Here is a 25,938-nt window from a genome sequence, read left to right as displayed (position 1 = left end):
ACCCGCAGGTCGGTGGCTACTCGCCCGTATGTGTCGATGAGCACGAGGCCCCCTCCCCCCCCCACCCCCGGCGAGGTCTTCCCGCCCCGCCGCAGGCCCTCCCCGCCCCCCGCGGCCCGGACGGCCTGAGCACGGCGCGTACTCTGGAACCCTCGTCGCACAAGGAGGCCCTCGGCATGGATTACGTATCGGCGCTGCTGCCCCCCGTAGTGATGGCCATCGCCTTCACCGCGGTCATCGTGACGATGGTCAAGAGCCAGGGCGGCGCGAACAAGGCCAAGGAGGACGCGGCCGTGGACGCCGTGCTCCAGCGCGCCGAGTCCGCCCGCCAGGAGCCGAAGGCGCACGGCGCCTGAGCGGCGTTCCCGGAGCGGCGTGATCCGCTCCGGTCTTCGAGCTTCGCGAATGTGACGTACGGCCCGGGATTGCACATCCCGGGCCGTACGTCTTTTTCTGCGATGAATCGGTCGCTCGCCGCCGAGAACACGCGGCATTCTGGACATCTCCCACTATTATTCTCGTGTGCCGAGACGTTTGGGTGAACTGGAAGATGCCGTCATGACGCGGGTCTGGCAGTGGAACCGGCCGGTAACCGTTCGGGAAGTACTCGAAGATCTGCAGAAGGAACGGTCCATCGCGTACACCACGGTGATGACCGTATTGGACAACCTTCACCAGAAGGGCTGGGTACGGCGAGAAGCGGAAGGCCGGGCCTATAGATATGAGGCGGTCTCCACTCGCGCCGCCTACTCGGCCGCACTGATGAACGAAGCGTGGTCCGTGAGCGACAACCCGGCGGCCGCCCTCGTCGCCTTCTTCGGGATGATGTCGCAGGAACAGCGTCAGGCCCTCCGCGATGCCATGCGCGTCGTCCAAGCGGGGACGCCGGAGGAAGTCGAGGAACCCGGCTCCGGACCGGCGGAGTCGGAACGATAGCGTCCTTGCATGCCACCGCTATCGAATGGCGTCACCGTCCGCCGGGCCCGGACCAGTGATGTGCCCGCCGTGCGCCGCCTCATCGACTCCTACTCGCGTGACGGGATCCTGCTGGACAAAGCCACCGTCACGCTTTACGAGGACATCCAGGAGTTCTGGGTGGCCGAGCGCGACGAGGACGCCGAGGTGGTGGGCTGCGGCGCGCTGCACGTCATGTGGGAAGACCTCGCCGAGGTCCGTACCCTCGCCGTCGCCCCGCAGCTCAAGGGCGCGGGCGTGGGTCATCAGGTGCTGGACAAGCTGCTCCGTACGGCAAGCTGGCTGGGAGTGCGCCGTATTTTCTGTCTGACCTTCGAAGTCGACTTCTTCGCCAAGCACGGCTTCGTGGAGATCGGCGAGACTCCGGTCGACGGCGATGTCTACAGCGAGCTGCTGCGTTCCTATGACGAGGGCGTCGCCGAGTTCCTCGGTCTCGAACGAGTGAAGCCCAACACCCTAGGCAACAGCCGCATGCTTCTGCACCTGTGATCAGCGTTCTATGTCCGAATCGCGCCCCTATCTCATGACTGTCGAAGCCGGTGTTCCCCGGAGCCGTCGCATCTGAACCCGACCCGGGGGTTTGTGTTTTTCCCGGAAAAGCGGTTTGCTTTCCGTCGTAATCCACATTCGATGAAAGGGAAACCGGTGGCACAGAAGGTTCAGGTTCTTCTTGTCGACGACCTCGACGGTGGCGAGGCGGACGAGACCGTGACGTTCGCGCTCGACGGTAAGTCCTATGAGATCGACCTCAGCAACGGCAACGCGGAGAAGCTGCGCGACGCCCTTGAGACGTTCGTGAAGGCCGGCCGTCGCACCGGTCGTGCCGCGAGCGGCCGTGGCAAGGCGCGTGCCGCCTCGTCCGGCAACAAGGACACCGCTGAGATCCGTAAGTGGGCCAAGGAGAACGGCTACGAGGTCAATGACCGCGGCCGCGTCCCCGCGACCGTCCGCGAGGCGTACGAGAAGGCCAACGGCTGATCACCGCGGAAGCGATCCGTTCGACCTTTTCTTACGCGCAGCAACCGGGCCCGGTGGCATTCCGTGGCCGCCACGCTCACGAGCCGTACGAGGTCGGGGGCGCGCCCCATACGTGACGTAAGGGGAACCCCACCACCGCCCCCGAGACCTGCCCCGCTCCCCGTGGAGGGCAGCGTCGCCTCGACATCGCAGCCCGGCTCCGGAGGCCGTACCCACGCGGCCCCCCGCGGACCGAATCCCGCAGGCAGCCCAGGCCCCGCTGCCAGGGCCGGCGCCGTGACACCGCCTCGCGTGGCCGGCGCGCAGGGCGTCACCGGCGGTGGCGCGGGCATCAGGTCACCGGAGCCGAGAGCGGTCAGCTCCAGGCCCACCGAGCCCCACTCCAGCCACTCCAGCACCCCTGGGAGCTCCTCCGCCGCGCCTGTGGCCACCAGAAGGCGCAGGACCGGTTCTCCGGGCTCCAGGGAGCCGTACGGGCGTCCCCGGCTCCTGCCGAGCGCGACCGGGCCCGTGCGCCCGGCACGGCGCAGCGTGGCGAATCCGGCGTCAGCGGGCATCTCCAGGACGTCGAAGCGGATTCCCGTGCGCAGCCGGAGCGGCTCCCCGGCGGCCGTCGGCCAGCCCAGCGCCCGCTCGTACCACTGCCGCGCGGCAGGGCCTGCGGCGAGCAGCGGATCGCGGGGGCGCGGGAGCGCGAGGGCCATGACCGGTGCAACTCCCGAAATGCTCAGAAGTTACGCTGGGTTGAGGTGTGGATACGTACCGTGCTCGCCCGGTGGGTATAGGACGGGCGTGCGGGCGCGTAAAACGGCGCAAGGGTGTTCGCCCGTAGCGGAGGGAGGCGGGCCGCGCGGATGGACTGTCAGAGGCAGCGGGTAAGACTTTTCCGAGGGGAGGGACGATGAATCGGCGCTCTGAACGGGATGTACGCGACGGCCGCGCGAGAAGCGCGGGCGTGTCGGGCAAGGCCGCGTTCGCCATGGGCGTACTGGCATGGGGCGTATATGCCTGGCCTGCGGGAACATCGTCTCGCACCATCGGGTTGGAGCAGATGTCGGCTGTTCGGGGCAGGAGGCCAAGGACGGGTGTCGGCAGTTGGAATGAGCTGTCCCGCCCCGCGGGACTAGCATGCGGAAGGACAGGGAGGGGACCGACCCCTAACTGCCTGACCGCTCTGAGGAGCGATTAACGATGTTCGAGAGGTTCACCGACCGCGCGCGGCGGGTTGTCGTCCTGGCTCAGGAAGAAGCCCGGATGCTCAACCACAACTACATCGGCACCGAGCACATTCTCCTGGGCCTGATCCACGAGGGTGAGGGTGTCGCCGCTAAGGCCCTGGAGAGCCTCGGGATTTCGCTCGAGGCGGTCCGCCAGCAGGTGGAGGAGATCATTGGCCAGGGCCAGCAGGCCCCTTCCGGCCACATTCCCTTCACCCCCCGTGCCAAGAAGGTCCTGGAGCTGTCGCTCCGCGAGGCCCTCCAGCTCGGCCACAACTACATCGGTACCGAGCACATCCTGCTCGGCCTGATCCGCGAGGGCGAGGGTGTCGCCGCCCAGGTCCTCGTGAAGCTGGGCGCCGATCTGAACCGGGTGCGGCAGCAGGTCATCCAGCTGCTCTCCGGTTACCAGGGCAAGGAGACGGCCGCCGCCGGCGGCCCCGCCGAGGGCACGCCCTCGACCTCCCTCGTCCTGGACCAGTTCGGCCGCAATCTCACGCAGGCCGCTCGTGAAACCAAGCTCGACCCGGTCATCGGGCGCGAGAAGGAGATCGAGCGGGTCATGCAGGTGCTGTCCCGGCGTACGAAGAACAACCCGGTCCTCATCGGCGAGCCCGGCGTCGGCAAGACGGCGGTCGTCGAGGGCCTGGCGCAGGCCATCGTCAAGGGCGAGGTGCCCGAGACCCTCAAGGACAAGCACCTCTACACCCTCGACCTCGGTGCCCTGGTCGCCGGCTCCCGGTACCGCGGTGACTTCGAGGAGCGCCTGAAGAAGGTGCTCAAGGAGATCCGCACCCGCGGCGACATCATCCTGTTCATCGACGAGCTCCACACCCTGGTGGGTGCGGGTGCCGCCGAGGGCGCGATCGACGCCGCCAGCATCCTGAAGCCGATGCTGGCCCGCGGTGAGCTGCAGACCATCGGTGCGACCACGCTCGACGAGTACCGCAAGCACCTGGAGAAGGACGCGGCCCTCGAGCGCCGTTTCCAGCCGATCCAGGTCGCGGAGCCGTCGCTGCCGCACACGATCGAGATCCTCAAGGGCCTGCGCGACCGCTACGAGGCGCACCACCGCGTCTCGATCACGGACGAGGCGCTGGTCCAGGCCGCTCAGCTGGCCGACCGGTACATCTCCGACCGCTTCCTGCCGGACAAGGCGATCGACCTGATCGACGAGGCCGGTTCCCGGATGCGCATCCGCCGGATGACCGCGCCGCCGGACCTCCGCGAGTTCGACGAGAAGATCGCCGACGTGCGCCGGGAGAAGGAGTCCGCGATCGACTCGCAGGACTTCGAGATGGCTGCGGGCCTGCGTGACAAGGAGAAGCAGCTCCTGGCCGCGAAGGCGAAGCGGGAGAAGGAGTGGAAGGCCGGCGACATGGACGTCGTCGCCGAGGTCGACGGCGAGCTGATCGCCGAGGTCCTGGCCACGGCCACGGGCATCCCGGTCTTCAAGCTCACCGAGGAGGAGTCTTCCCGTCTCCTCCGCATGGAGGACGAGCTGCACAAGCGCGTCATCGGCCAGAAGGACGCCATCAAGGCGCTCTCGCAGGCCATCCGGCGCACGCGTGCCGGCCTGAAGGACCCGAAGCGCCCCGGCGGTTCGTTCATCTTCGCGGGCCCGTCCGGTGTCGGTAAGACCGAGCTGTCCAAGACGCTCGCCGAGTTCCTCTTCGGCGACGAGGACGCGCTGATCTCCCTCGACATGTCGGAGTTCAGCGAGAAGCACACGGTCTCCCGGCTCTTCGGCTCGCCTCCCGGCTACGTCGGCTACGAAGAGGGCGGCCAGCTGACCGAGAAGGTCCGCCGCAAGCCGTTCTCCGTGGTCCTCTTCGACGAGGTCGAGAAGGCCCACCCGGACATCTTCAACTCCCTGCTGCAGATCCTGGAGGACGGTCGCCTGACCGACTCCCAGGGCCGGGTCGTGGACTTCAAGAACACCGTCATCATCATGACGACGAACCTCGGCACCCGGGACATCTCCAAGGGCTTCAACCTGGGCTTCGCCGCCCAGGGCGATGTGAAGTCGGGCTACGAGCGGATGAAGAACAAGGTCAACGAAGAGCTCAAGCAGCACTTCCGGCCGGAGTTCCTCAACCGTGTCGACGACACGGTCGTCTTCCACCAGCTCACCGAGGAAGACATCATCCAGATCGTCGACCTGATGATCGCCAAGGTGGACGAGCGCCTCAAGGACCGCGACATGGGCATCGAGCTCAGCTCCGAGGCCAAGTCGCTGCTCGCCAAGCGTGGTTACGACCCGGTGCTGGGCGCCCGCCCGCTGCGCCGGACGATCCAGCGCGAGATCGAGGACGCCCTCTCGGAGAAGATCCTCTTCAGCGAGCTGCGTCCGGGCCACATCGTGGTCGTCGACGTCGAGGGCGAGGGGGAGAACACCAAGTTCACCTTCCGCGGCGAGGAGAAGTCGGCGCTGCCCGACGCCCCGCCGATCGAGTCCGCCGGCTCGGGCCCGAACCTGAGCAAGGACGCGTAAGCGTCACCGCGGTTCACCGCCGCTGCCCCGGAACCACCGCGTGGTTCCGGGGCAGCGGCGTTTCTCCGTCCCGTACGCCTACAGCTCCACGACCTCGATGTCCTCCGGTATGCCCGTCGGGCGCGGCAGGCGGCTGCCCACCAGGAGCGTGTCCAGGCGCGGGAAGGCGGTCAGCCAGTCCATCGGGACGCCGAGGTCGTAGGAGAGCCACAGCCGGGTCAGCCGTTCGGCGACGATGCCCTCGATGAGCTGGTCGGGCGTGAAGCGCCCGGCGATCTGGAGATGCGGCCGGCCGCCGAGCCGGCGCAGCGCGTGCAGCTCCTCCAGGTCGGACACCGGGAAGTACAGCTCCGCGTCGTCGAGGTGGGCGATGATCTCCCGCGCGTACCGCTCGGTGTCGTACCGCCGCCAGGCGCTCGCCAGCTGCGCCCGTACGTCCAGGTGCGGCCGTTCCCGCAGCCCGGTGAGGTAGTCGATGGCCATGTCGTCGCCGATGGAGGTGGCGGTGAGGGCGAGGAGGTACGCCTCGGCGTTGGTGGCCGTGGCCGGGTCCGGCAGCATCTCCAGGACGATCGGCCCGATCCAGCCCAGCGCGCGGGCCCCGGACGCGGTGGTCGGCCGCATCATGTCGCGCGTGAAGCGCTGCACGCGCCCCCGGACCTCCGGGTCCAGCTCCGTGGCGTGCTCCAGGCACGCGGCGGCCAGCAGCTTGCGGTGCCGGGCATCCGCGGCGCGCACGCCCGCGTGCGGGGCCAGCAGCCCGTTCAGCAGCGTCGCGCACTCGTCGGGCCGGGCGAGGGCGACGGCCATCCGGATGACGTCCTCCCACTCCGTGTGGTGCGCGTGGTCCAGCAGCAGCGCGAAGTCGTGCTGCTGCACGGTGGCCCGCGCGGCCAGATAGTCCTGGAACGTGCGGTGGACGAAGTCCACGGTGCCGGGCGTCGTCTCGCGCAGCAGTCCGGTGCGGTTCAGCAGGTGCCGGTAGACGTCCTCGGCGTCGCCCTGCCGGGCCGCGTCGGGAATGGCGGGCAGATGCCGGGCCAGGGTGTCCACGGCGACGTCGCGGTCCATCTCGGACCGGCCGTTGACCAGCATCCAGCGCGCCAGCTTCTGGAGCAGCTGTATCTTCGGCTGCCGCGGCAGGTCGATGGCGTCGGTGGGCACCATCGCCCGTTCCCGGTCGCGCCGCTCCAGCAGCATCGACAGGCCCGCGTCGTACAGCTCCTTGCGCCCGCTGGGCAGGTAGCCGCGCCGGTCCCGGTGGAGCGCGCACAGCAGCCCGCACATCAGCGGGTTGGTCGCCAGCCGCCCCAGGTCCCGGGTGATGCGTACGGCGTTCAGCAGCGTCCGCTCGTAGTGCCCGAGCCGGTCCAGGTCGGCGGGCGACTGCTGGGCGGCGGCGCGGTGCCAGCGCTGGATGAACGCCGCGACGTCCTCGCGGCCCATCGGCGCCAGCCGCAGCTCGGTGAACCCGTCGGCGGCCAGCCAGTCCTCCGGCACGGCGGACGGCCGGGAGGTCACGACCCAGACGTTGCCCGGATACCGGTCCGCCCAGTCGCGCAGCCGCAGCAGGAGCCGCTCGCGGTCGTCCTCCGGCGCCTCGTCCACGCCGTCGACGAGCAGCAGCCCGCGGCCGGCCCGCAGCACCCGCTCCACCCAGCCGGCCGGCTGGGCGTCCGCGGCGGGGTACCCCATGGCCGCCAGGAAGCCGTCCGGCGACGGGATGCCGGAGCGGGACGCGAAGCGGCGTACGGGCAGCAGGAACGGCACCCGGCCGCGCAGCTCCCCGGCCAGTACCGCCGGCGGCTCTCCGCGCGCCGTGGCCACCGCCAGCCACTGCAGCAGCGTCGTCTTGCCGGACCCGGCCACGCCCCGTACGAGCACCTTGTCCAGCCCGGCCAGCGCCTGCTCGGCGGGCACGGGCGGGGCCTGCGGCCCGCGCTCGCACTGGAGCCCCAGGTAGGCCGCGTCCAGCGGCCAGCTGTCCGGCGAGTGCGCGAGGTCGATGCCGAAGATCGTGAGGTGGTTGTGGAGCACGGCGGTGTCCCGCGCGAACCGCTCCTCGAAGGCGGCGTCGTCGGTGGGCGTCGCGCTCATGTGTACGGCTACGACGTCGAGCACGGTCCTGAACAGCGCGCGGCCGTCGGCGGTCAGCCCGCGCTCCGCGTCCGGCGCGGCGGCGCGCAGCCGGTACGCGAAGTCGGCGGGCGGCAGCTGTACGGCCTGCCAGTCGGCCGGCCCGCTCGCGTCGAGCGCGCCGAGCGTACGCGCCAGCGCGCCGGCCACGGGGCCCGCCACCGCCTCGTCGGTGCCGGTGAGCGCCACCAGCCGCCCCGCGAGCGCCGCCGACTCCTCCCCGCGGAACAGCCCTCTGACAAGCGGCCCGACGGTTTCAGGGGTGAGACGGGCGGCGGCGGTCGTGGGATCCATACGGCGGTGTCCCCCGGTAACTGGTGGGCGCGGTCAACGCTGTTGGGGAATCAGGGTAGGGGAGTGAAGCCGATGGCTGTGAGGGGCTTGCCCGGCCCGGCGGTGTAGAGAGTCCGTAGACCGGGAAAGTGGCGGGCCACGGCTTCCAGGTCGGGCTGTTGTTCTCCCGTGGGCGAGTAGAGCCTGAGGTCGGCGAGCCCGGGGAGTGTGAACCCGGGTGGACAGTCGGCCAGGCAGTCGGCGTCCACGCTGAGCCACCTCAAGGACTCCAGCGTGGCGATCTCCGCCCAGCCGGCGGCGTCCCGCGGGCAGGCACGGGGGTCGAGCAGGAGCTCCCGGAGGCCCGGCCACGCCCGTACGCCGAACGGCCCTGACCAGTCCCGTGAAGCGCTGTCGCCCAGCCGCAGGAAATGCAGCGGAAGGTGCTTCGGCAGGTCGTCGGGGTGCCAGGAGACGTCCGGCAGGTGGACCGTCAGCTCGCGGAGGCCGGTCAGCGAGGCGAGCGGGCGCAGGTCCCGGACACCGGTGAGGTCGAAGAGCGCCAGGGACTCCAGGGGGAGGCCGGAGAGCGGGGACAGATCGGTGTCCGTCGCGGACAACGTCAGGTCGGTGAGTCCCGGGGTGTCCCGCAGGAAGGTGAGATCGGTGCGGGTGTTCCCGGCCCAGATGCGCAGGTGCCCGGCCCCGACCTCCCGGGCGTACGCGGCGAGGGCCTCCTGCGACACCCCGGCCCGTACGTCGATCCGCTCACGGCCGCCGAGCCCGCGCAGAATGCGCAGCTGTTCGTCGTTGTGGACGCTGAACCGCAGCCCGTCCGGATCGAGATGCCGGACCACCTCCTCCGCGTACCGTTCCGCGTCGAACCGGTGCCACGCCCACACCAGCTGCGAGCGGACCCGCAGCGCCGGATGCTCCCGGAATCGGGCCAGTACGGGCAGTGCGCGCTCCGACTCCACATTCGACGCGGCGACCGTGACCGCGACCGCCTCGTCCTCGCTCAGCCCCTCCGGGCCCGGCAGGAATTCCAGTACCAGCGCCCCCGCCCCCGCCAACTCCCGTGCCTCCTCCGCGGAGCGGGGCGGCAGCAGTTCCGCCGTCCGTTCCTCCACCGCCGTGCGGACCGCCGGGTCCAGTTCGGAGGCGTGGTCCAGGCAGGCCAGGGCGAGGAGCTGGATACGGATGCGTACCGCGCGCTCGTCCTCGCCGCTCGCCGCGTCGGCGCGGGTCAGCAATTCCCGCAGGATCTCGGCCCGTTCGCGCGGCCGGCCGTGCGCGACCGCCATCCGGATCACGTCCTCCCACTGGGAGTCGTGCGCGTGGGCGATCAGCAGCCCGATGTCCCACTCCTCGACCGCGGCCCGCGCGCCCAGGTAGTCCTGGAAGGTGCGGTGTGCGAAGTGGACGGCGCCCGGGGCCGGTTCGCGGAGGAGGCCGCTGCGGAGCAGGAGGTGGCGGAAGACGGCGGGCGCGTCGCCCTGCGCGGCCGCCGCGGGGACGGCCGGCAGCGCGTCGGCGATGATCCGCTCCGCGTGCGCGCGGTCCAGCTCGGTCCGGCCGTTGCGGATCAGCCAGTACGCGAGCCGTTGCAGGAGCTGGATCTGCGGCTCGTCGCTCAGCTCGATGCCGTCCGGGCCGTTCATGTCGCGCTCGCGGTCGCGGCGCGAGAGCAGCATCGTCAGCGCCGCGTCGTACAGCTCCTTGCGCCCGTGCGGCAGATAGCCGCGCCGGTCCCGGTGCAGCGCGCAGATCAGCCCGCACATCAGGGGGTTGGTGGCCAGCCGCGCCAGGTCCTGTTTGGTGCGTACGGCGTGCAGCAGCGACTGCTCGTACGCGGCCAGCCGCTCCTCGTCCGCCGGCGCTTCCGCGCTGGCCGCCGCGTGCCAGCGCCCGATGAACAAGGCCACGTCGTCCCGGCCCATCGGCGCGAGCGTCAGCTCCGTGAAGCCGTCGGCCGCGAGCCAGTCCTCGCGCACGGCGGAGGGGCGCGAGGTCACCAGCCACAGGTTGTGCGGGAACGCGTCGAGGAGGTCGCGCAGCCAGCGCCGGGTCCGGTCGCGCTCCCGTTCCGGTATCTCGTCCAGCCCGTCCACGAGGACCAGCCCGCGCCCGCTCGTCAGCACCCGGTGCGCCCACCCGTCCGGCTGCGCGCCGGACACCGGGCAGCCGACGGCCGCGAGGAAACGGTCGGGCGTGGGGAGGTCCGCGGCGGCGCGTTGGAGCGTTCGCAGGGGCAGGACGAAGGGGATGCGCCCGTACAGGTGCGGCATGGCGACCGCGTCGCCCGCCGGGGTGCAGGAGACCGCGAGCCACTGCACCAGCGTGCTCTTGCCCGAGCCCGCCACGCCGCGCAGCAGGACCCGGCTGTGCCCGGCGAGCGCGTGATCGGCGGGGACCGGCGAAGCGGGCGGGGTCGGGGCGTCCCCCAGGCCGTCGAACGCGTCCTCGGCGCCCGGGGCCGCCCGGTCCGCGTACGTCGCCTCCAGGCTCATGTACGCCGCGTCCAGTGGCCACCGGTCCGGAGAATGCGCCAGGTCGATGCCGTAGATCGTCAGCCGGCCGTGCTTCTTGCCGAGGTACGCGAGGTAGTCGCGTTCGAAGGCGGTGTCCGCGGCCCGCGGCGTGGGATTCCGGGCGATCAGCTCGTCGGTCAGCGTGACGAGCCGGTCCAGGCTCCGGCTCTGCTGGACGAGGGTGCGCGCGACAAAGGTCGAGCGCTGGGTGAAGAAGTGCACGATGTGCAGGCAGGCCAGGTCGAGCAAAGCGTCGTGCAGCAGCGCGGCGTCCCGGGAGAGCGCGTCGAGCCGTGCCCCGTTGGCCCGCCGCAGCCGCTCCGCGAGCGCCGGGGCGCCGAGCTGGACGGCCTGTACGTCGTCCATGGCCAGCTCGCCCAGGCCGTACAGGGTGTGCGCGAGCGCGTCGGCGACGGCGGTCTCCTCACCGGCGGGGACGGGCCGCTCGCCGGGCCCGGCCGCGCGCACCGCGCGCGTGACCAGCTCCTCGGCGATCTTCCGCAGGTCGCCCTCGGTGAGCGTGCGTTTCTCGCCCGTGAACGACACCAGCGCCGAGACCCGTACCGGCTTCTCCGCCAGGCCCGCGCCGGGCCCCTCCTTCACGAAGAGCCGTTTCACGAGCGGCGCGACGACGGACGAGGCGAGCCGCGCGCCGAGTGCCGAGGGGTCCATACCGGGCCCTCCCCCTTCTTTCCTGCGGGCCGGATGCGGCCTGTCAGGTTACCGGGATCACAGGCCCTTGGTCCCGAAACGGACATACCAAGGGCCTCGCGCAAAGCGGGCGGATCGGGGGGTTCGGTGACATGCCGCACAGCGCATTTCGTGCCTACTAAAGGCCATAGGAAAGGCGCCGGACGGTGCCGCGGGACCCGTTTCCCCGGTGGGCCGGGACTTTCGGCAGGGGGGTGGGAGGGACCTGCGCCCGAGAAGTCGCGGATCAAGGGAATGGCTGGTGGGAGCGTAATCGCGGCCGAGAGATCGGCTTTCGTTCCGGTCGGACCGGGATGTTTTGGAGCGGCGGAGCCGGGTAGCGCAAGGGGCTGATTCCCGTGGCTTTCAATACGGGGTGCGATAGTAGAAAGGCTTCTTGGCAGGCCCGCGAGCGGCGGTTACCAATGAATAGCGATCCCGGTTGGTCCCGGCCGGGAGCCAATTCTTTCGGAGGTAATCCCCGTATGTCGAAGTTCTCCCTCACCCGGTATTCGAAGAAGCCCGCCCTGCGTACCCGCGCCACTGTTCTGGTGGCCGGAATGGGCGCCTCCCTCGCGCTGGGTGCCGGTGCTGCTTCGGCGATGGACGGCGGCGCGGTATCGCTCCAGGGCCTTTCCACGGACGTGGGCAGCACGGTGAGCGCGCAGGCCGACGCGCAGAAGAAGTCGATCGACGCGGAGAAGAAGGCCGCGGCCGACCGCGCCAAGGCCGCCGCCGACCGGCACGAGCGTGCCGAGCGGCAGCTGGCCAAGACCGACGGCTGGGAGAAGCCGGTGGACAAGTACGGCCTCGGCGAGAAGTTCGGCCTGGCCGGCAGCCACTGGTCGCATCGCCACAGTGGCCAGGACTTCGTGGTGCCCACCGGTACGCACGTGAAGGCCGCGCACGAGGGCACCGTCGTGAAGGCGGGTCCGAACGGCGGCGGTGACGGCCCCGCGTACGGCAATGCCATTGTGATCAAGCACGGCGGCCACACGTACACCCAGTACGCGCACCTTTCGAAGATCGAGGTCCAGGTGGGCCAGAAGGTGTCCGCGGGTCAGCAGATCGCGCTTTCCGGCAGCACCGGTAATTCCACCGGCCCGCACCTGCACTTCGAGGTCCGTACCGGCCCGGACTACGGCACCGGTATCGAGCCGGTGAAGTTCCTGCGCGGCGAGCACCTGCACGTGTGAGCCGAAGTGCGGTGAATCACTTCTGCCCGAGTGCGGTGAATCACTGTTGAGGTTCGCCCGGCGTATTCGCCGCGGTGACCAATTCCAAGGCGACTTCGAGGATGGCCCTGCGCTTGTCCTCGGGGTCGCCTTCGATGTTTCCCATGGCGAACATCCCCGCGTGCAGCGACACCAGCGCGGTGACGCAGCGGGCCTGGTCCGTCAGCTCGGCGTCCGGCTCCTTGAGGAGCCCGACCATCGTGAGCATCCGCTCCTTGAACGACTCGCCGATGCTCAGGTCGCGGACGGCGGCCTGGTTCTCCTGCATGAAGCGGAAGAGCGGTGCGGCGTCGCGCAGCGCCTCGCTGTAGCGGCGGACGACCTCGGTCTTCGTGTCCAGCGTGCGCGGCCGGTCGGCGGCCCACGCGATCAGCTCGTCGCAGGGCCTGGCCAGGTCCTCGAAGAGGCTGATGACGATGTCTTCCTTGGTCTTGAAGTGGTAGTACAGCGCCGCCTTCGTCACGTCCAGGTGCTCGGCGATCTCCCGCAGCGACGTCTTCTCGTACCCCTGCTGCGCGAAGAGGTCCAGGGCCACGTCCTGAATGCGCTGCCGGGTGTTGCCCCTGCGCGCGTGTGCTGTGCCCATGGTGCTCTCCTACTTCGTCGGTACTGGCGCTCTCGCAGGCTATCCCTGGTCAGGCGGCCCGGACCTTAACTTACTTGACGACCGGCTAGTTACCGCTTACCGTCCTCACTGTAATCCAAACTTGCCGGGCGGCAAGTAAGTACAGGAAACGGGGGAACGATGGCCGCCACCCAGGCCACCGCACCGACGGAGCGCGGCGGGAAACAGCCCGCGAGCGTGCGTGTGGTGCTCTTCGCCTTGATGATCGCGATGCTGCTCGCGATGCTCGACAACATGATCGTGGGCACCGCGATGCCGACGATCGTCGGCGAGCTCGGCGGCCTCGACCACCTCTCCTGGGTGGTCACCGCCTACACCCTCGCCACCGCCGCCTCCACCCCGATCTGGGGCAAGCTCGGCGACATGTACGGCCGCAAGGGCGTCTTCCTGGCGTCCATCGTGCTGTTCCTGATCGGCTCGGCGCTCTCCGGCATGGCCCAGGACATGGGCCAGCTCATCGCCTTCCGCGCGGTGCAGGGCCTGGGCGCCGGTGGCCTGATGGTCGGCGTCATGGCGATCATCGGCGACCTGATACCGCCCCGTGAGCGCGGCAAGTACCAGGGCATGATGGCCGGCGTCATGGCCGTCGCCATGATCGGCGGCCCGCTGGTCGGCGGCACCATCACCGACCACCTCGGCTGGCGCTGGAGCTTCTACATCAACCTGCCGCTCGGCGCGATAGCCCTGGCCATGGTCACCGCCGTGCTGCACCTGCCGAAGAAGCGCACTCAGGCGCGCATCGACTACGTGGGCGCCGCGCTGCTCACCATCGGCATCACCGCGCTCGTCCTGATCACCACCTGGGGCGGTACGGAGTACGACTGGGACTCGGCCCAGATCATCGGTCTCGGCGCGCTCGGCGTGGTCTCCCTCGCCGCCTTCGTCCTCGTGGAGCGCAAGGTCAGCGAGCCGGTCGTGCCGCTGCACATCTTCCGCAACGGGAACTTCTCGCTCGTCACCCTGATCGGGTTCCTGGTCGGCTTCGTGATGTTCGGGTCGATGACCTTCCTGCCGCTCTTCCAGCAGAGCGTCCAGGGCGCCTCGGCCACCAACTCCGGGCTGCTGCTCCTGCCCATGCTGCTGGCGATGATGGCGGTCTCGCTGGTCGCGGGCCGGGTCACCACGACGAGCGGCCGGTACAAGATGTTCGTGGTGGGCGGCGGCGCGCTGATCACCGCGGGCCTCTTCCTGCTGTCCCTGATGGACACCGGCACCACCCGCTTCACCTCGGGCGCGTACATGGCCGTCCTCGGCGCCGGCATGGGCTTCCTGATGCAGACGACCATGCTCATCGCGCAGAACAGCGTCGAGATGAAGGACATGGGCGTCGGCTCGTCCTCCGCCACGCTCTTCCGCACGATCGGCGGCTCCTTCGGTGTGGCGATCTTCGGCGCGCTCTTCAGTCACCAGATGCAGAACACCATGACCGAGCGGGGCGGCGCGGCCGCCGGCAAGGCCATCGCGGGCGGTGCGCAGCTCGACCCCAAGGGCCTGGCGCAGCTCCCGGCCCCGATCAAGGACGCGTACCTGCACGCGGTCGCCGACGGCACCCACCTGGTCTTCCTGTGCGGCGCGGCCATCAGCGTCATCGGTTTCGCCGCTGCCTGGTTCCTCAAGGAGGTCCCGCTGCGCGGCGGCCCGGCGAAGCCGGCGGACGCGCCGCAGGACTCCGCGCCGGACGCCGTGGAGAAGCTCCCGCAGGGCGTCTGACGCCCCCGCCGGGCCCGCCGGTCAGTCCGGCGGGCCCGGCAGCTGGATCACCGGGAAGCTGCCCGTCGCCGTCGGGGCGTTCTCCGGGAGCCAGAGGACGGCGACGGCGCCGGTCGTGCCGTCGACGGCGGGCTCCGCGTTGCGGAAGGTCAGCCGCGCGCCCAGCACCCGCGCCTGGCCCGCCGCGATGGTCAGGCCCAGGCCGTGGCCACGCCCCGCCCGGTCGCTGCTGCCGGTGCGGAAGCGGCTCGGGCCCTCGCGCAGCAGCGCCTCGGGGAAGCCGGGGCCGTGGTCGCGGACCCGGATCACCCGGCCCTCGACCGTGACCTCGACCGGCGGCCTGCCGTGCCGGGAGGCGTTGGCGATGAGGTTGCCGAGGATGCGCTCCAGGCGGCGCGGGTCGGTGCTGACCTCCGCGTCCCGCACGATCTCGACCGTGATGTCGGGCCCCAGCGCGCGCACCCGCCGCCGGACGAACTCCCCGAGGTCCACGTCCTGCAGCTCGGCCCGCTCGGCGTAGCCGTCCAGCCGGGCCACCTCCAGTACGTCCTCCACCAGCGTCCGCATGGCCTGCGCCCGGTCCCGTACGAGCTCGGTCGGGCGGCCCGGGGGCAGCAGCTCGGCCGCCGTGAGCAGCCCGGTGACCGGCGTGCGCAGCTCGTGCGCGATGTCGGCGGTGACCCGCCGCTCGGCCTCGATACGGGTCTGCAGCGCGTCCGACATGGCGTCCACGGCCCGCGCCAGCTCATCGGTCTCGTCGCGCACCCGGCCGCCGATCTCGTCCCGTACCCGTACGGACGTGTCGCCCTCGGCGAGCTTGCGGGCCGCCCCGGCCGCCTTCCGCAGCCGCTGCGAGAGCCGCCCGCCGACCAGTACGCCCAGCGCGCAGCCCGCCGCGACGACCGCGATGGACCCGATGAACAGTGCCTGGTCCAGGTCGTCCAGGACGGTGAAGCGGTCCGGGTAGTCGTTGTGGAGGGAGAGCACCCGGCCGTCGTCCAGCGGCGCGGCGGCCCACACCTCCGGCACGTCCTCCCCGTTGTCCTCCAGGTAGGTGGCGCGCCGGCCCTCGGAGACCTCGGCGCGCAGCGCCGCGGGCAGCTTCGGGTCGTCGATGCGGGCGCCGAACTGGAGCCGGCTGGTGGTCTCGTAGATCCGCTGGGTGAAGTTCAGCCGCTCGATCTGCACGTCGCGGCTGTTGTCGAGCATGGAGACGCGGGCGGCGTTGTGCACGACGAGACTCAGCGCGATCGCGACCAGCGCGCCGACGAGCGCGATCGCCGCGCTGAGCTTCCAGCGCAGTCCCGTACGCAGGGCGAGGCCGACCACCGGCGGGTCAGCCTCTCAGCTTGTAGCCGAAGCCGCGGACCGTCTCGATCCGGTCCTGGCCGATCTTGCCGCGCAGCCGCTGCACGTGGACGTCCACGACCCGGGTGTCGCCGCCCCAGCCGTAGTCCCACACCCGCTCCAGCAGCCGGTCGCGGGAGAGCACCGTGCCGGGCGCGTCGGAGAACTCCAGCAGCAGCCGCATCTCGGTCGGCGTCAGCGCCACCGGCTCGCCGCCCTTGCGGACCTCCATGCCCTCGGTGTCGACCTCCAGGTCACCGAAGCGCAGCGGCCCGTCGGCCACCGGCGCCGCGGCCTCCTTGCCCGCGCCACCGCGGCTGTCCGGGCCGCTCGCGTGCCCGAAGCGGCGCAGCACCGCCCGTATGCGCGCCACCAGCACCGCGCCGTCGAACGGCTTGGTGACGTAGTCGTCGGCGCCCGCCTCCAGGCCGAGCACCACGTCGATGGAGTCGGCCCGCGCGGACAGCATGATCACCGGAACCGTCGACTCGTCCCGGATGCGCCGGCACAGGCTGACGCCGTCCAGGCCCGGCACCATCACGTCCAGCAGCGCGATGTCGGGCCGGGTCGCGCGGAAGGCTTCCAGGCCCGACAGCCCGTCGGGCATCGCCGTCACCCGGAAGCCGTCGCGCTCCAGCGCGAGCTGGGTGGCTTCCCGGATGACGTCGTCGTCCTCGACGAAGAGCACATGGGTCTCGGCCATGCCGGTTCTCAGTCCTCCGAAGGTGTCGCGCTGGATTCGGCGCCGTCCACGGTCTTGCTGTAGTCGGTGTGATAGCGGGAGTACTCGCTGAAGTGCCGCTTCGACCAGCGGTACGTCATCACATCCTCGCCGGTGGGGCAGCACACCGCGTCACCGGTGTCGTACGTCTGCTTGGTGATCTCCAGCTCGCCCTTGCTCACCCCGGCGTAGACCGGCGGCTGCTCGTTGCTGAAGACGTTCTCATAGCCCTTGGCGTCCTTGCGGTACACATACGAGCCGATCCCGACGGAGTCCGCGCACGTCATCACGTTGATGATGACGTCGGCCGTCCTGCCGCCGGTCAGCGAGGCGTACGTGACGTCTATCGGGTACTCGTCGGCCGTGCACGGCTTGGCCAGGGTCTTCTTCACCTCGGCGCCGACCTTGGGGTCCTTGCGCAGCAGCGCCCGCGCGTCGACCTTCTTGTACGCCACGGAGGACGAGGGGGACGGCGTCGGCGTCGCGCTGCGGGCGCGGGAGGGCACGGGGGTGCCGCTCGCCGAGCCCTCCGACCGGACCCCGTCACCGGTCGTGTCGCACCCGGCCATCAGCAGCGCCACCGCCGCGGTCCCCGCGAGGGCCGTACCGGCCGCGCGCCACCAGCCCCCGGGCAGGCGCGAGAAGGCGCCCGGCCGCCCCCCGGCCGGTCCGCCGTCGGCTCCGCCGCCTCTGGTCACACCGCTCCTGCTCACCATGCCTGTCACCCGTCGCCGGCCCGTGGACCGGCGGCTCCGCGGCCGGTCAGGCCGCGCACCGCTCCCGCTCCTGGTCGTCACGCTCCAGTACGCGCGCGTCGACCTCGCGGTTCACCAGCTCCTGGCGCAGCCGGGCCAGCGCCCGGTGCAGCGTGCTCTTGACCGTCCCCGTGGACATGCCCAGCGCCGCCGCGGTCTCCTCCGTACTCATCTGCTCCCAGTGTCGCAGGACGACGACGCTGCGCTGCTTGGGAGCCAGTACCGAGAGGATGTCCATCAGCAGGGCGCGGTCGGCGCGCTGCTCGGCGCCGTCGTCCACGCTCGCGTCCGGGAGCTGCTCGGTCGGCACCTCCTCGAGCTTGCGCGCCCGCCACCACTCGGTCCGCGTGTTGATCATGACGCGGCGCAGGTAGGCGTCGGCGAGCGACTTGTCGGCGATGCCGTCCCAGCGCCCGTACGTGCGGACCAGGGCCGTCTGCAGCAGGTCCTGCGCGTCGACCGGGTCGGGCACCAGACGCCGGGCGCTCCGCAGCAGGGCGTCCTGCCGGGTGCGCACGTATTCCTCGAAGTCCAGTACCTTGCCGCCGCTGGTCGCCATACCGACGCCTCCGATCTCCGCCTGCGTTCCCCACGTTGTCCGTGCCGGTGGTCGTGGGACCTCGCCGAGGGTGTCGGCGCACGGTCCGTCTCCAGCACGAAGACGAAGCTACGGAGGGGGTGTTGCGGCGTCATGCGCGGCCGCCGCACAGCGGATGCACGGAAATCCGTCGGTTGTGTAACAGCGGCGCGGCGCTCCTCCTCGCGGGGGACGGGAGCGGCGGCGGGGTCCTCCTCCAGGGGGAGGACGGGCCCTCCGTACGGGGGGCCCGCCGGGGATCGGGCCGGCGGGAAGCCGGTCAGGTCAGCGGGAGCCGGTACAGGCCGTCCGCCAGCGGCTCCACCAGACCGTCGGCGACCAGGCCGTCCAGGGCCCTGGCCCGCTGGACGGGCTCGTGCCACACCGCGTCCAGCTTCGCCTGCGGCACCGGCGCGACGGCCTCGCGCAGCACGGCCAGCAGCTTGCCGCGCACCTGGCGGTCGGTGCCCGCGTACGTCTGGACGCGCCGCGGCGGGCCCTCGTGCTCGGGGGAACCGGCCAGCCGCCAGGCGCACTGCGCGGCGATCGGGCAGCGCACGCACTCCGGGCTGCGCGCCGTGCACACCAGCGCGCCCAGCTCCATCGTGGCGGCGGCCCACTTCGAGGCCGTCCCCTCGTCCTCGGGCAGCAGCGCGCGGGCGAGCTTGCGCTCGGCGGCGGTGGTGGCGTTCGGCGGGTACTGGCGGCCGGTGACCGCGCGGGCGAAGACCCGGCGGACGTTCGTGTCGAGGACCGCGTGCCGTTGGCCGTACGCGAAGGAGGCCACGGCGGCGGCGGTGTACTCGCCGACGCCGGGCAGCGCCAGCAGCTGGGCGTGCTCGCGCGGCACGTCGCCGCCGTGCCGCTCCCTTATCGCGGAGGCGGCGGCGTGCAGCCGCAGGGCGCGCCGCGGGTAGCCGAGCCGGCCCCAGGCGCGCACCGCCTCGCCGGACGGCTCGGCGGCCAGGTCGGCCGGGCGGGGCCAGCGGGCCAGCCACTGCTCGTAGACCGGCAGTACACGGTTGACGGGCGTCTGCTGCAGCATGAACTCGCTGACCATCACGCCCCAGGCACCCGCCTCGGGGCGGCGCCACGGCAGATCGCGGGCGTGCTCGTCGAACCAGTCGTTGACCGGGGCGTGCAGCCGCCGGCCGGCCACGTCGACGGCGTCGGTGGCGGCCGTGGCGTTGCCGGTGACGGATGCGGCAGCAGGGGCGGAGGCGGCGGCGGAGTCGGCGGGGCGCGGCGCCGGGGTCCCGGCGGGGCGTCCGGTGCCGGGCTCCACGGCGGCGTCGCCGGCGGACTGGGCGGTGGCAGGAGTGGAAGTCATGGCACCGCCGATCCTGACACGGGGCCCCGCGACGGTGAAACGCGCCGGGCCCGAGCCGCCCGTTGTGCACCTGCACGTGGTACCCGCACTGCTGCAACGGGGCGTGCGCGGGGCGGCGCTCCGCGCGTCCGGTGGGCGCGCGAGGATGCTGTCATGACCGACAGCACGCCCCCGCCCGGCATCCTGCGGGCCCTCGCCGACCACACCACCATGACGCTCGCCTATACGGACGGCGACGGACCCCAGGCGTGCGCCGTCCTGTACGCCCTGACCGAGGACCCGGCCCCCGCCCTCCTCTTCGTCACCTCCGAGTCCACCCGCCACGGCAGTGCCCTGTCCGCCGCGCGGCCGGCGGCCCCGGTCGCGTTCACTGCCCAGCGTGACGGCCAGGACTGGAGCGGCCTGACGGGCGTACAGGGGCGCGGCGTGTGCCGCCGGCTGGACGGCGGTGAGCGCAGACGCGCCTGGCGCGCGTACGCCGACCGCTTCCCCTACGTGGCGCTCAGCCCCAAGCTCCGCGCCGCCATGGACCACACGGCCTTCTGGGAACTCCGCCCCACGTGGCTCCGCCTGATCGACAACGCCCGCGGCTTCGGCCACAAGGAGGAGTGGACCGCGTGAAGTGGCGGGAACTGATGGGCGGTTGACGCACGGGGGTCGCTCATCCGGGCCAATTCTCCTTCCTGACCAGGAAGAACCGGGCAGATGATGGGAAAAGCCGGTGGCCCGTCGGCGGGTACTGGCTGGCATCCGGGCTGATCTCTCGTACAGTTTCCGCGTGGGATCTCTGCGCAATCCGATCGGGCCGCTTCCCTCCTCCATCTACTGGCGACGGAGGGCGGTCGCGCTCGCGATCCTCGCGCTCCTCGTGCTGCTGGTCGTATGGACCGTCACCATGGGCGGGACCAGCGGTGACGGCAGCTCGAACAGCAAGGGCTCGGCCGGCGGTCCCGCCACGTCCATCACCCCGGGACCCAACGCCACCGACTCCGGCATCAGCCAGAAGCCGGGCGGCCGCGACGAGTCGGGCGACGGCGGCGGTGCCGGTGGCGCCGACGCGGGCTCCGGCGGCGCGGGCAGCGGCGGCTCGGGCGGCTCCGGCTCCGGCACGCCGATCGGCGAAGGCGGTACGGGCTCCGGCGCGGGGGCGGGCAGCGCCGGCGGCGTGCTCGTACCGGGCGGATCGGCGCTCGCCGACTGCACCGGCTCCGGGACGCGGCTGACCCTGCGCAGCGTCAAGAACTCCTACGGCCCGGACGCGAAGCCGCGCTTCGAGCTGACCGTCAAGAACACCTCGGACGCGGACTGCAAGGTGGACCTCGGCCGCAAGGCCGCGGTACTGACGATCAGTCACACCGACAGCGACGCCCATGTGTACGCCTCCGACGACTGCCCGCCGAACACCGGCAGCGCCCTGGTGAAGGTCCCCGCCCAGTCCGCTGTCACCCGCACCGTCGAATGGGACCGCAAGCCCACGGCCGCCGAGTGCGCCACCCCCGCCGCCAAGTCCGCCAAGCCCGGCACCTACCTCGCCGAGGCCACGGTCCCGGGCCTGAAGCCGGACAGCACGTCCTTCGTCCTCGCGAAGGACTGAGGGGCGGGGCGGCGACCGGAACGGTCAGACGTAGCGTTCCAGGATGGAGGACTCCGCGAGGCGGCTGAGGCCCTCGCGGACGGAGCGGGCCCGGGCCTCGCCGACGCCGTCGACCGTCTGGAGGTCGTCGACACTGGCCGCCAGGAGCTTCTGCAGGCCGCCGAAGTGGTCGACGAGGCGGTCGATGACGGCGCCGGGGAGGCGGGGCACCTTGGCCAGCAGGCGGAAGCCGCGCGGGGAGACCGCCGAGTCCAGGGTCTCGGGGGAGCCGCTGTAGCCGAGGGCGCGCGCCACGATCGGGAGTTCCAGCAGCTCGGTGTGGGAGAGCGCGTCCAGCTCGGAGAGCGCCTCGGAGACCGTACGGGAGCGCTTGGCCGTCGGCTCGGGGACGTAGTCCCGGGCAACCAGCTCGCGCTCCGGCTCGACGCCCGCGATCAGCTCGTCCAGCTGCAGGGAGAGCAGCCGGCCGTCCGTGCCGAGCTCGACGACGTACTCGGCGATCTCGGTGGCGATCCGGCGGACCATCTCCAGCCGCTGGGCCACGGCGGAGACGTCGCGGACCGTCACCAGGTCCTCGATCTCCAGCGCGGAGAGCGTGCCGGCGACCTCGTCCAGGCGGAGCTTGTACCGCTCCAGGGTGGCGAGCGCCTGATTGGCGCGGGAGAGGATCGCGGCGGACTCCTCCAGGACGCGGCGCTCGCCGTCCACGTACAGGGCGATCAGCCGCATCGACTGGCTGACCGAGACGACCGGGAAACCGGCCTGGATGGACACCCGCTGCGCCGTGCGGTGGCGGGTGCCGGTCTCCTCGGTGGGGATCGAGGCGTCCGGGACGAGCTGGACGCCCGCCCGCATGATCTTGGTGATGTCCTTGTCGAGGACCAGCGCGCCGTCGAGCTTGCACAGCTCACGCAGGCGGGTGGCGCTGAACTCGACGTCGAGGACGAAGCCGCCGGTGCACATCGATTCCACGGTCTTGTCGAAGCCGAGGACGATGAGACCGCCGGTGTTGCCGCGGAGGATGCGTTCGAGTCCGTCGCGCAGTGCCGTGCCCGGCGCGACCGCGCTGAGCGAGGCGCGCATCAGACCGTCACCGCCGGAGCTACCGCCGGACCTTCCGGGGGACGACGCCCGGTCGTTGGCTGCCACTGCACTCCTCCGTCGCAAGGTCTGTCGGTGCCGCAGCCCGCCCGGAGTTGCCTTGGCCGCGTACATACGTCGCGGACGCGATCTGCGGCTGGACTGCGTTGACGGGCGAGACCAGGGCAAAGTCTACCGGCGACGCGCCGTTTACCTAGGGGAGTCCTGCACGGACGGCGCGGGGCGGCACACCGGAGGCAGCCTCCGGGGCTCAGCGGCCGCTCAGCGGGGACCCGGATGTCTCTTCGGCGGCGGCCTCCTTCCGCGGCGACTCGCGGCGCGGGCGGCGGGGGAGCACGCGCAGCGCCTCGCCGACGTCCGCCACCTCCAGGACCCGCATTCCGGCCGGAATCCTGCCCGGATCGGTCGGCACCAGCGCGTGCGTGAAGCCCAGCCGCGCCGCTTCGGAGAGCCGGCGCTGCACGCCCGTGACGCGGCGGACCTCGCCGGCGAGCCCGACCTCGCCGATGGCGACGAGGTTCTTCGGCAGGGGCGTGTCGGAGGCGGCGCTGGCGAGGGCGAGCGCTATGGCGAGGTCGGCGGCCGGCTCGGAGAGCTTCACGCCGCCGACCGTCGCGCTGTAGATGTCCCGCTTGCCGAGGGCGGCGATCCGGCCGCGCTGCTCCAGTACGGCCAGCATCATCGAGACCCGGGAGGTCTCCAGGCCGGAGGTCGTCCGCCGCGGGGAGGGGATCTGGGACTCCACCGTGAGCGCCTGGACCTCGGCGACCAGCGGGCGGCGGCCCTCCAGGGTGACGGTCAGGCAGGTGCCCGGCACGGGCTCGTCGCGGCGGGTCAGGAAGAGGCCCGAGGGGTCGGCCAGGCCCGTGATCCCCTCGTCGTGCAGCTCGAAGCAGCCGACCTCGTCCGTCGCGCCGTAGCGGTTCTTGACGCCGCGTACCAGGCGGAGGCGGGCGTGCCGGTCGCCCTCGAAGCTGAGCACGACGTCGACGAGGTGCTCCAGGAGGCGGGGACCCGCGATGTTCCCGTCCTTGGTGACGTGGCCGACCAGGAGGGTGGACATGCCGCGCTCCTTGGAGGCGCGGATGAGTGCCCCGGCGACCTCACGGACCTGGGCCATGCCGCCGGGCGCGCCGTCGATCTCCGGCGAGGCGACGGTCTGCACGGAGTCCAGGATCAGCAGGGAGGGCTTGACCGTGTCCAGGTGGCCGAGGACGGCGGAGAGGTCGGTCTCGGCGGCGAGGTACAGATCGTCGTGGAGGGCGCCGATGCGGTCGGCGCGCAGCCGCACCTGGCTCGCGGACTCCTCGCCCGTGACGTACAGCGTGCGGTGGTCCTCGCTCGCGGCCTTCGCCGCGACGTCCAGCAGCAGCGTGGACTTGCCGACGCCGGGCTCGCCGGCGAGCAGCACGACGGCGCCGGGGACGAGGCCGCCGCCCAGCACGCGGTCCAGCTCGGCCACGCCCGTGGAGCGGGCCGTCGCCTGCCGGCCGTCGACCTGGCCGATCGGCAGCGCAGCGGTCGTGACCCGGCCCGGCGCGGTCGTCCGCACGGCCGGGCTGCCGCCGGCCTCCTCGACCGTGCCCCACGCCTGGCACTCGGGGCAGCGGCCGAGCCACTTCGCGGTGGTCCAGCCGCACTCCGTGCAGCGGTACGACGGGCGGTCCTTCGCCGGGGATTTACGGGTTGCCATGGAAGCCACCGTAGCCGTGGGGTACGACAACGCGGCCGGGCGGCGGACGGGGGAGGCATCCCTGGGGCGCGGGACGGGAGACGGGACACGGGCGCCCGGGACGGCAGGTACGCGTGTGGGGGAGGGGCGGCTCGGACTCCTGTCCCCTTTTGAGGGAGATCGTCACCCGAAAGAATTAAAACCGGCCGAGCGCCCCTGACCGGTCCGCGGCATGTGTCTACCGTCGCCGGGTGATGAGCAGCAGGCCCGGACACCCCACGCACACCACCACCGCACCGCCCCCCGTCGGCCGGGCGGAGCGGTCACAGCGGGCGGGCCGGGCCGGCCGGACCGCCGGGCCCGACCGCCACGACCCGTCCCCCGAGCGCTACGAGCCCTACATCGACGGGCTGTTCACGTACTGCCTCTCCGTGCTGTGCGAGCACGACGCGGCGACCGAGGTGCTCGGCGAGGTGCTCGCGCTCGCCGAGCGGCAGCACGGGCGCCGCCCGTCCGACCCCGGCCTGTACCGCCCCTGGCTGTACGCGCTGGCCCGCTGGGCCTGTCTGCGCAGGCTCGCGGACCCCGGCGCGCCCCAGGGGCCCGCGGTCGCCGAGGAGTCCGACCGGCGGCGCGAACTGTCCGCGCTGGCCTGGCCGGAGGCCGCCGGCGCCACGCCCGAGCAGCGCGAGGCCCTGGAGCTGTCCGTCCGGCACGGGCTGGGCTCCCGGGAGCTGGCCGCCGTACTGGGCATGGAGCCGGTCGCGGCCCGCGCGCTGCTGTCCACCGCCGCCTGCGAGGTGGAGCGCACCCGCGCGGCGCTCGCCGTGGCCGAGACCGGCCGCTGCCCCGAGGTGGCGCGCCCGGCCGGGGACGGCCGGATGCTGCTGAGCACGGCCCTGCTCCGGGAGCTGGTGCGGCACGTCGACGCCTGCGACGAGTGCCGCCGGACGGCCGAGCGGGCGACGGCGGACGGGCCCTGGCCCGGCACGGAGCCGGTGGCACGGGGGCCGCTCCCGCTGGTCACCGCGCCCCGTGCGGCGGCCCGTGTGGCGATGCGGGCGGCGCTGCGGTCGCGTACGGGGCGGGCGGTGGAGCAGCCGGAGAAGGGGGCGCAGGGGCGCACGAAACGAGCGGTCGGCGTAAACGGTTCTGCACCCCGCTACGACCGCAGCGGGTTCCCGCTCGGGCCCAAGGACCGGGCGGCCCGCAACGCGCGGCTGCGCAGCCGCGCGCTCACCACGACCGTGGTGGCCACCGTCCTCGCGGCGCCCGTGCTCGCGCTCTGGGCGGCGTACCGGGGTGCGCCGCTGACCGGCGAGACCGACGGCACGGCCGTCACCGCGGGCGACAGCGCGGGGGACCGGATCGGCGGCCGCCCGTACGAGAAGGCCGGCAGCGCGCAGACGACGCCCGGACCGCAGTTGCGGCAGGGCACGCACACGCCGGACGTGTCGGTGGAGGTGATCGGGGCGCGGGGGGAGCGGCTGCGGGAGGCCGCGCCGAGCCCTTCGCGGTCCCGCTCCGGGCCGGGGCGGCTGACCGTCGCGGCGCAGCCGAGCGGCGACCTCACGGTCATCACGCTGGCCGCGTCCGGCGGGACGGCGGTGCACTGGGCGGCGCACACCGGGGCGCCGTGGCTGCAGTTCAGTACGACCGCCGGGGTGCTGCAGCCGGGCGGGACGACGACGATCAGGGTGTACGTCGACCACGACCGGGAGCCGGCCGGGTACTGGCGGGCGCGGGTCGCCGTGGAGCCGGCGGGCGCGGTGATCACGATCGAGGGCCGGGGCGCGCCTACGGCTCCGCCGAGCTCCCCGACACCTACGCCTACGCCGTCGCCCTCCGACCCTTCGCCGAGTGACCCGCCGCCGTCCCCGACGCCTACGCCTACGGCGTCCGAACCGTCGCCGAGCGAGCCGCCGTCGGAGACCCCGACCCCCTCGGAATCGGGTACCCCGACAGGCTGAGTGCCGG

Annotated in this window: 21 protein-coding genes; 10 read left to right on the top strand and 11 right to left on the bottom strand. The window is 72.0% G+C overall.

The window, feature by feature from the left end; translation table 11 throughout:
- Positions 1-176 precede the first annotated feature (176 nt).
- The 4 genes from ABT381_RS16075 to ABT381_RS16060 all read left to right on the top strand — a co-directional run bounded on the left by ABT381_RS16075 (position 177) and on the right by ABT381_RS16060 (position 1,953).
- Positions 177-356, top strand: a complete 180-nt coding sequence (locus ABT381_RS16075) for a hypothetical protein (protein ID WP_351593722.1) — start codon at positions 177-179, stop codon at positions 354-356.
- A gap of 166 nt (positions 357-522) precedes the next feature.
- Entirely contained in the window at positions 523-936 is a 414-nt protein-coding gene (locus ABT381_RS16070; RefSeq protein WP_351593719.1) for a BlaI/MecI/CopY family transcriptional regulator, read from the top strand.
- Between the two features lie 9 nt (positions 937-945).
- On the top strand, positions 946-1,464 hold the full coding sequence (locus tag ABT381_RS16065) for an amino-acid N-acetyltransferase (RefSeq protein WP_351593716.1): 519 nt from the start codon (positions 946-948) through the stop codon (positions 1,462-1,464).
- 156 nt (positions 1,465-1,620) lie between these two features.
- Positions 1,621-1,953 carry a histone-like nucleoid-structuring protein Lsr2 gene (locus ABT381_RS16060; protein WP_030260437.1) on the top strand — a complete coding sequence of 111 codons (333 nt, stop codon included), beginning with the start codon at positions 1,621-1,623 and terminating at the stop codon, positions 1,951-1,953.
- Here the strand turns inward: ABT381_RS16060 and ABT381_RS16055 are convergent.
- Complete coding sequence (locus ABT381_RS16055) at positions 1,884-2,657, bottom strand: SCO3374 family protein (RefSeq protein ID WP_351593713.1); 774 nt, start codon at positions 2,655-2,657, stop codon at positions 1,884-1,886. The genes ABT381_RS16060 and ABT381_RS16055 overlap by 70 nt on opposite strands.
- 487 nt (positions 2,658-3,144) lie before the next feature.
- Here ABT381_RS16055 and ABT381_RS16050 point away from each other — a divergent pair, with 487 nt between their 5' ends.
- Positions 3,145-5,664 (top strand): ATP-dependent Clp protease ATP-binding subunit, encoded by a 2,520-nt coding sequence (locus tag ABT381_RS16050; protein WP_351593710.1) that lies wholly within the window; start codon positions 3,145-3,147, stop codon positions 5,662-5,664.
- Positions 5,665-5,742: 78 nt separating this feature from the next.
- Here ABT381_RS16050 and ABT381_RS16045 read toward each other — a convergent pair whose 3' ends face one another.
- Entirely contained in the window at positions 5,743-8,094 is a 2,352-nt protein-coding gene (locus ABT381_RS16045) for an NACHT domain-containing protein (RefSeq protein ID WP_351593707.1), read from the bottom strand.
- Positions 8,095-8,144: 50 nt separating this feature from the next.
- The gene (locus ABT381_RS16040) at positions 8,145-11,276 is read right to left on the bottom strand and encodes an NACHT domain-containing protein (protein WP_351593704.1); all 3,132 of its coding nucleotides are present in this window, start codon (positions 11,274-11,276) and stop codon (positions 8,145-8,147) included.
- Positions 11,277-11,779: 503 nt separating this feature from the next.
- On the opposite strand from ABT381_RS16040, the gene ABT381_RS16035 reads away from it, so the two are divergent.
- Positions 11,780-12,490 (top strand): M23 family metallopeptidase, encoded by a 711-nt coding sequence (locus ABT381_RS16035; protein WP_351593702.1) that lies wholly within the window; start codon positions 11,780-11,782, stop codon positions 12,488-12,490.
- A 40-nt stretch (positions 12,491-12,530) separates the two neighbouring features.
- Here the strand turns inward: ABT381_RS16035 and ABT381_RS16030 are convergent, their stop codons facing one another.
- Positions 12,531-13,115 (bottom strand): TetR/AcrR family transcriptional regulator, encoded by a 585-nt coding sequence (locus ABT381_RS16030; protein WP_351593699.1) that lies wholly within the window; start codon positions 13,113-13,115, stop codon positions 12,531-12,533.
- A gap of 159 nt (positions 13,116-13,274) precedes the next feature.
- On the opposite strand from ABT381_RS16030, the gene ABT381_RS16025 reads away from it, so the two are divergent.
- Positions 13,275-14,864, top strand: a complete 1,590-nt coding sequence (locus tag ABT381_RS16025) for an MDR family MFS transporter (RefSeq protein ID WP_351593696.1) — start codon at positions 13,275-13,277, stop codon at positions 14,862-14,864.
- Positions 14,865-14,885: 21 nt separating this feature from the next.
- Here ABT381_RS16025 and cseC read toward each other — a convergent pair whose 3' ends face one another.
- The 5 genes from cseC to ABT381_RS16000 all read right to left on the bottom strand — a co-directional run bounded on the left by cseC (position 14,886) and on the right by ABT381_RS16000 (position 19,594).
- On the bottom strand, positions 14,886-16,193 hold the full coding sequence (gene cseC, locus ABT381_RS16020) for a two-component system sensor histidine kinase CseC (protein ID WP_351593693.1): 1,308 nt from the start codon (positions 16,191-16,193) through the stop codon (positions 14,886-14,888).
- Between the two features lie 7 nt (positions 16,194-16,200).
- A complete protein-coding gene (cseB, locus tag ABT381_RS16015) occupies positions 16,201-16,914 on the bottom strand; it encodes a two-component system response regulator CseB (RefSeq protein ID WP_351593690.1) in 714 nt (237 codons plus the stop codon).
- An 8-nt stretch (positions 16,915-16,922) separates the two neighbouring features.
- Positions 16,923-17,501, bottom strand: coding sequence for a hypothetical protein (locus ABT381_RS16010; protein ID WP_351593724.1), 579 nt, complete (start codon positions 17,499-17,501; stop codon positions 16,923-16,925).
- A 193-nt stretch (positions 17,502-17,694) separates the two neighbouring features.
- Positions 17,695-18,246, bottom strand: coding sequence for a SigE family RNA polymerase sigma factor (locus tag ABT381_RS16005; protein ID WP_351593687.1), 552 nt, complete (start codon positions 18,244-18,246; stop codon positions 17,695-17,697).
- 298 nt (positions 18,247-18,544) lie between these two features.
- The gene (locus ABT381_RS16000) at positions 18,545-19,594 is read right to left on the bottom strand and encodes an iron-sulfur binding domain-containing protein (RefSeq protein WP_351593684.1); all 1,050 of its coding nucleotides are present in this window, start codon (positions 19,592-19,594) and stop codon (positions 18,545-18,547) included.
- Positions 19,595-19,747: 153 nt separating this feature from the next.
- Here ABT381_RS16000 and ABT381_RS15995 point away from each other — a divergent pair, with 153 nt between their 5' ends.
- Positions 19,748-20,215: a pyridoxamine 5'-phosphate oxidase family protein gene (locus ABT381_RS15995; RefSeq protein WP_351593681.1), complete on the top strand. Its 468-nt coding sequence runs from the start codon at positions 19,748-19,750 to the stop codon at positions 20,213-20,215.
- Between the two features lie 157 nt (positions 20,216-20,372).
- Positions 20,373-21,188: a hypothetical protein gene (locus tag ABT381_RS15990; RefSeq protein WP_351593678.1), complete on the top strand. Its 816-nt coding sequence runs from the start codon at positions 20,373-20,375 to the stop codon at positions 21,186-21,188.
- Positions 21,189-21,212: 24 nt separating this feature from the next.
- Here ABT381_RS15990 and disA read toward each other — a convergent pair whose 3' ends face one another.
- The gene (gene disA / locus ABT381_RS15985; protein ID WP_351593675.1) at positions 21,213-22,337 is read right to left on the bottom strand and encodes a DNA integrity scanning diadenylate cyclase DisA; all 1,125 of its coding nucleotides are present in this window, start codon (positions 22,335-22,337) and stop codon (positions 21,213-21,215) included.
- A 202-nt stretch (positions 22,338-22,539) separates the two neighbouring features.
- Entirely contained in the window at positions 22,540-23,982 is a 1,443-nt protein-coding gene (radA, locus tag ABT381_RS15980) for a DNA repair protein RadA (protein WP_351593672.1), read from the bottom strand.
- Between the two features lie 233 nt (positions 23,983-24,215).
- Here radA and ABT381_RS15975 point away from each other — a divergent pair, with 233 nt between their 5' ends.
- Positions 24,216-25,931, top strand: a complete 1,716-nt coding sequence (locus ABT381_RS15975; protein WP_351593670.1) for an RNA polymerase sigma factor — start codon at positions 24,216-24,218, stop codon at positions 25,929-25,931.
- Positions 25,932-25,938 lie beyond the last annotated feature (7 nt).

Origin of the sequence: Streptomyces sp. NPDC000151 (assembly GCF_040301705.1) — a bacterium.
Lineage (GTDB): Bacteria > Actinomycetota > Actinomycetes > Streptomycetales > Streptomycetaceae > Streptomyces.
The sequence above is the reverse complement of the archived record's forward strand: the minus strand, read 5'-3'. Positions and strand labels throughout refer to the sequence as shown.